Genomic DNA, 2523 nt, shown 5'->3' with positions numbered 1-2523 from the left:
CAATAGATCCTTCGCATCGTAATATTTGAACGGAGTGAAATACGTCAATCCTTCCAGCTTTTCGTTCATATCGATTGCGATGGATAGGATAAAAAAGATAAGCAGAATACCGGTCGATAGAGAATTGGCCTTTTTGGCGTTTTTAAAAATAGCTGCTACCGCCGTTCCAATGAGCAAAAAGATCAGCTGGAGGATGAACATGCCGATCATCAGCAGCATGATATTCCCGATTACGTCCTCTCCGTCAGCATATTTCTGCACCATTCCGATTGAGGAGGCTAACGTTACTAAATTTAAGATGATGATATTCATTAAGGCAGCCGCCAATTTGGACGTAATCATACGATTTCTTGAAATTGGCTTTACCAACAGGAATTCAACAGTCTTGTCTCTTTCTTCCTTGGCAATGATATTGGCCCCCATCATGGCTGCGTGAATAGATGCCATAACGGCCAGGTATAGAAAAAGTACGCCGTAGTAGCCAATTGGTGAAGACAAATCAAATGATCCAATACCCATGATGGCCTGCAGCGATTTGGGCATATCGGCCATCAGTGCATTCATTGATTGTCCGGAGCTTCCAAGACTTGCGTACTTCCCCATACCCGAAGCAACCATGAAAATGACGCCAATGCTCCAGATAATCAACGATTTCAGGTTTGCTTTCATTTCCCTTCTGAATATATTCATAGCTTCCCCTCCTCCCTAAACAGAATGGACATCTTTTTTCAGGTACATATAATAGACAGCTGTCACGGCTGTGAGGATAAAAATAATCTCGACGATTAAAAATGAATTTTCATAGGCCATATTTTTCACGATAAATGCCGAATCAAAGTAATTGAAGGGTGTTAAATATCTTAAACCTTTATCTTCAGTAGTCGAGCTAATCATTCCCAGCATGAAAAAGCCAAACACCGTGCCCAGCGAGACGGAGATCACAGATTTAATGCGCGGGAAGACAACTGACACAAGAATTCCAAGCGCAAGGAACATAATCTGGATGAAAAATAATGTGATTGAAACTAGCAGCAGTGCTTTACTGCTAAAATCATTATCAGCAACAATTGAAGCAATTAATATTGTTGCCGCTGTAAAAACGATATTTGTTGCAACTAAGGAAACAAGTGCAGCCAGAAGCTTTGAAGTAACAATCTGTTGCCGTGTAACCGGCTTTGTCAGCAGGAAATCTGCAGTCTTCTCCCTTGTTTCCTTGGACAAAATGGAGGTTCCGAGATTCATAGCCTGGATGGCTCCAGCAAGCTTAATGTATAAAAAGGCATACGAGAAGAATCCAAGCAGGGTTGCGATACTGTCCACTGAAAGGCCGATCGCTTTCCTTAGCTCCATAGGGAAGCCTTCGAGCAGCTGTTTGAATTCCTCTGCATCCTTCGAAAAGGAGGGAAACATTGAAAGAAACAGAGCGACCAAAGCGACCAGCGAGATCGACCAAACAATGGTGGATTTCCGGTAAGCCTTCAATTCATGAAGGAACATATTCATGGTTTTAGGCCTCCTTTTCGTAATAATGCATGAAAATCTCCTCAAGGTCCGGCTCCTCAACCCAGAGGTTCACAATCTCGATTTCTGAAATCTTCATCATAATTGAGTTAATATTGCCTCTGAATAAAAAACTGATGGTACTGCCGTCCTGTTCAAGCTGATTAACACCTTCGACTTTAAAATGCTCTATCCCTATGTGTGAACTTGTTTCTACCTTAAATTTCTTATACGTATTTTCTTTTAGCGTGCTGATCTTCTCTACCGTCACAATCCTGCCGTCCTTGATGATTGCAACCCTGTCGCACAGCCTCTGAACCTCGCTTAAAATATGGGAGGAGAATAAAATGGTTGCTCCCTTCTTATTTTCTTTTTCAAGCAGGTCAAAGAACTTTTGCTGCATAAGCGGATCAAGACCACTGGTCGGTTCGTCGAGGATAATCAGCTTCGGTTCGTGCAGCAGCCCCTGGACAATGCCAACCTTCTTTTTGTTTCCGAGTGAGAGGTCATCAATTTTCTTGGTGAGGTCAAGCTCCATGACTTCGGCCAGTTCCTTGATCCGATTGGTACAATCTTTTTTGTAAAAGCTTGCTGAATATTTAAGGAGATCAAGGACCTTCATATTGTCATAGTAAAAAACCTCGGATGGCAGATAGCCAATTTCCTTCTTAATCTCAGGCGCTGCGGTGATGATATCCTTGCCGAAAATCGTAGCACTGCCGCTGGTCGGATAGATCAGCGACAGCAATGTCCTGATTGTCGTTGATTTCCCCGCGCCATTTGGCCCGATGAAACCGAATATCTCCCCTTCCTCTACATTAAAGCTGACATCCTCAATCCCCCTGGCCTTGCCGTACATTTTGGTCAGATTTTTAATCTCGATTACGTTCATGCCAGACCCTCCCTGTATTTATTTATCTTGATAAAAAAGAATACTATTACTTATAAAACGACTTCTTCAGCATCTCAATATACACCTCGCCCTCTTTAAAGGCTTCATCGAAATCATGGATACCTTTATTG

The 2523-nt window shown here is 42.4% G+C and carries 3 protein-coding genes; all 3 read right to left on the bottom strand.

The window, feature by feature from the left end; translation table 11 throughout:
* Positions 1-690 (bottom strand): ABC transporter permease subunit (locus WB217_RS08835; RefSeq protein WP_423992619.1); only part of this gene is annotated, 690 nt, incomplete at its 3' end.
* 15 nt (positions 691-705) lie between these two features.
* Complete coding sequence (locus tag WB217_RS08830; RefSeq protein WP_423992617.1) at positions 706-1503, bottom strand: ABC transporter permease subunit; 798 nt, start codon at positions 1501-1503, stop codon at positions 706-708.
* 4 nt (positions 1504-1507) lie between these two features.
* A complete protein-coding gene (locus tag WB217_RS08825) occupies positions 1508-2392 on the bottom strand; it encodes an ABC transporter ATP-binding protein (protein ID WP_423992615.1) in 885 nt (294 codons plus the stop codon).
* Positions 2393-2523 lie beyond the last annotated feature (131 nt).

The organism is Mesobacillus sp., assembly GCF_049588175.1.
Taxonomy (GTDB): Bacteria; Bacillota; Bacilli; order Bacillales; family Cytobacillaceae; genus Mesobacillus.
The sequence above is the reverse complement of the archived record's forward strand: the minus strand, read 5'-3'. Positions and strand labels throughout refer to the sequence as shown.